The sequence below is a fragment of the Phenylobacterium sp. genome, from assembly GCF_036677185.1.
Taxonomy (GTDB): domain Bacteria; phylum Pseudomonadota; class Alphaproteobacteria; order Caulobacterales; family Caulobacteraceae; genus Phenylobacterium.
Genome location: NZ_JAKFEN010000007.1, coordinates 1 through 3382, shown reverse-complemented (window position 1 = coordinate 3382; position 3382 = coordinate 1). Strand labels below are relative to the sequence as shown.

At 68.8% G+C, this 3382-nt stretch carries 3 protein-coding genes and 1 pseudogene; all 4 read left to right on the top strand.

What is annotated here, in order from left to right; all coding sequences use genetic code 11:
- Positions 1–187: pseudogene (gene tuf / locus V6M51_RS00940) on the top strand (elongation factor Tu); the annotation flags it as partial.
- 127 nt (positions 188–314) lie between these two features.
- Positions 315–1802 carry an adenosine deaminase gene (locus V6M51_RS00935; protein WP_332763835.1) on the top strand — a complete coding sequence of 496 codons (1488 nt, stop codon included), beginning with the start codon at positions 315–317 and terminating at the stop codon, positions 1800–1802.
- Positions 1803–1894: 92 nt separating this feature from the next.
- The gene (locus tag V6M51_RS00930; protein WP_332763833.1) at positions 1895–2722 is read left to right on the top strand and encodes a GIN domain-containing protein; all 828 of its coding nucleotides are present in this window, start codon (positions 1895–1897) and stop codon (positions 2720–2722) included.
- 378 nt (positions 2723–3100) lie between these two features.
- Positions 3101–3382 (top strand): 30S ribosomal protein S10 (gene rpsJ, locus V6M51_RS00925; RefSeq protein WP_332763831.1); only part of this gene is annotated, 282 nt, incomplete at its 3' end.

Below are 3382 nucleotides of genomic sequence, written 5' to 3'. Positions count from 1 at the left end.
CCGGACCACCGACGTGACCGGGATCATCAAGCTGAAGGAAGGCGTTGAGATGATCATGCCGGGCGACAACGCCGAGCTGGACGTGGAGCTGATCACCCCGATCGCCATGGACCAGGGCCTGCGTTTCGCCATCCGCGAAGGCGGCCGCACGGTCGGCGCCGGCGTCGTCGCCAAGATCGTCGAATAGTCTCGACCTTCCAGACCTAGAGATCGGGCCGCTCGGGGAAAACCCGGGCGGCCTTTTCTTTTGGCGGCGGCGCCGCGTCTTGACTCGACTCCCCCGCTCGGGCCGCTTGCGGCAAAGGAGACGGGGCATGGGGCTGAGGACTTGGACGGCGGGCCTAGCGCTGGCGCTCACCTGCGGAACGGCCCAGGCGGCGCCGGATGTCGGCGCGATGACCGGCGGCGAGTTGATCGCCTTCACCAAGGCCATGCCCAAGGGCGGCGAGCTGCACAATCACATCGGCGCGGCGGTCTTCCCCGAGACGCTGCTGCAATGGGCGGCCGCTGACGGCCTCTGCATCGACGTCAAGGCGCTCGCGGTTCGCCAGGCCTGTCCGGCCACCGGGGACTACAGGCCGGCCGCCGCGGCCATGGCCGACCCGGAGCTGCGGGTCGCCCTGATCGACAGCTTCACCACCCGCCACCCCGACTTCCGCGACCGCTCCGGCCACGACCAGTTCTTCGGCTCGTTCGGCCGGTTCGGCGCGGCCAACAACCTGCGCTCCGGCGACGTCCTGGCTGCGGTGATGGAAAGCCTGGCGGCGCAGGACACCTTCTATATCGAGGCCATGACCACGCCGCAGGGCGCGGCCGCCTACGGGCTGGGCCTGAAGGTCGGGTGGAAGGGCGGCGACCTCGCCGCCCAGCAGGCGGCTACGGAGGCCGCCGGCCTCGACAAGCTGCTGGCCGCCGCCATCGCCGAGACCGACGCCACCGAGGCCCGCGCTCGCGAGATCCTGAAGTGCGGCACGCCCCAGGCCGCCAAGGGCTGCCAGGTCACCGTGCGCTACCTGATGCAGACCATCCGGGTGCTGCCGCCCGAGGTCACCTTCGCCCAGCTGCAGCTGGGCGTCGCCCTGGTCGGGGCCGACAAGCGCTGGGTCGGGCTGCAGATGGTGGCCCCGGAGGACGACCCGGCCTCCATCGCCAACTACCGGCTGCACATGAGGATGGTCGAGGCCCTGACCGACCGGGGCCGCAAGGTCCCGGTCGCCCTGCACGCCGGCGAGCTCACCCTGAAATACGCCACGCCCGAGGACCTGCGTTTCCACATCGCCGAGGCGGTGCGGGTCGCCGGCGCCCGGCGGATCGGCCATGGGGTGGACCTGCCGCACGAGGACGGGGCCGAGGCCCTGGCCGCCGAGATGGCCGCCAAGGGCGTGCTGGTCGAGGTGAACCTGACCTCCAACCACGTGATTCTGGAGCTGTCGGGGCCTGAACACCCCTATGGCTGGCTGCGCCAGCGCGGCGTGCCTGTCAGCCTCTCGACCGACGACGCCGGCATCCTGCGCATCGACCTGTCGGGGGAGTACGCCCGCGCCGTGCGCGACCAGGGCGCGGGCTATGACGACCTGAAGCGCTCGGCCCGCAATGCGCTCGCCTTCTCCTTCCTGGCGGGGGAGGGGCTGTGGCGCGATCCCAACATCTATAGCCGTCCGGCCAAGGCCTGCGCCGGCCAGATCGGCGCGGCGACCCCGCGTCCAGGCCCCTGCGCGGACCTGCTGGCGGCCAGCGACAAGGCGCGTGAGCAGTGGCGTCACGAACGGCTGCTGAAGCTGTTTGAGACCAGGCCAAGATGACGCCAGGGTCATGACCTCGAATTAAGCTGACCCAGGGGGACGCGCCGCCTACCGTCCGCTTCGGGTTGTTCAACACGAAACGGAGGAGACCCATGCGTCTTCAAGTCATTATCGCAGGTCTCGGTCTGGCTCTGGCGGCGGGGGCGGCCCAGGCGGCTGAGGTCGAGATCAAGGATGCGGTGGCCCGCGTCACGGTGATCCCCGAGGCCCGCAGCGACATCAAGGTGGAGTTCCTGACCACCAATCCCGAGCTGCCTTTGGAAATCCGCACCATGGGCGGCAAGACCATCATCGACGGCGACCTCGACCGCAAGATCCGCAACTGCAACAGCGAAGGCGGCCACGTCTCGGTCCGCGTCGGCGGGGTAGGCACGATCCGCTACGAAGACATGCCCCAGGTGGTGATCCGCACGCCCAAGGACGCCGAGATCGAGGCCGGCGGCGCGGTGTTCGGCACGGTCGGCAAGTCGGCCAGCCTGGAGCTCTCCAACGCCGGTTGCGGCGACTGGACCGTGGCCAATGTCGAGGGCCGCCTGAAGCTCAACCAGGCGGGATCCGGTGACTCCAGGGTCGGCTCGGCCGGCCAGGCGACCCTGCGGGTGGCCGGCTCCGGCGACATCAAGACCCAGGACATCCGCGGCGCCCTGGATATCGACATCGCCGGCTCCGGCGACGTCTGGTCGGCCTCGGTCAATGGTCCCCTGGACGTCAAGATCGCGGGTTCGGGCGGCGTGACCGTCGCCGGCGGCGCCGCCGAAGCCATGACCGTGTCGGTGGCCGGGTCGGGCGACGTCAGCTTCGGTGGCGCGGCCCAGTCGCTGAAGGCGCGCATCGCCGGTTCCGGCGACGTGCACGTGAAGTCCGTCAAGGGCGAGATCTCCAAGTCCATCGTGGGCTCGGGCGGCGTCACCATCGGCTAGGGCGCGGCCGCAAGGGCGCTGGCGTTCCTTCTCCCCCTCGGGGAGAAGGACGTTCGGCCCGGAGCGTCAGGGATGCTTCCCGGCGCGGGCAGCGGACCCTTGACGACTCCGAGTCGCACACGTATAGACGCGCCTCCTGTTGGACCGGCTGTGTGCTTCGAAGCGATTTGAGGCACAGACGCGGTTCGCGGAACGACCCGGAAACTGGCAGAAATGCTGGGGTTTCGGGGCAAGGCCCTCGCGGTTGTTCGCGCGGGCCTATCTCGTTTTTGCGGACTTACGCGTACGTGCGTCTCTTCTGAGGCGTTCGGGTTGGTCTTTGAAATGGTCAAAGTCACGCGGACGGGCCGCCGTCTGTAGGGGAAACTGAAGAGCGATATGGATCGTCAGAACATCCGCATCCGGCTCAAGGCCTTCGATCACCGCGTGCTGGACCATTCCACACGCGAGATCGTCAATACGGCCAAGCGCACCGGCGCGACCGTCCGCGGGCCTATCCCGCTGCCGACGCACATCAACAAATTCACCGTCAACCGCTCGCCGCACATCGACAAGAAGTCGCGCGAGCAGTTCGAAATCCGCACGCACAAGCGCGTGCTCGATATCGTCGACCCCACCCCGCAGACCGTGGACGCGCTCATGAAGCTCGACCTGTCCGCC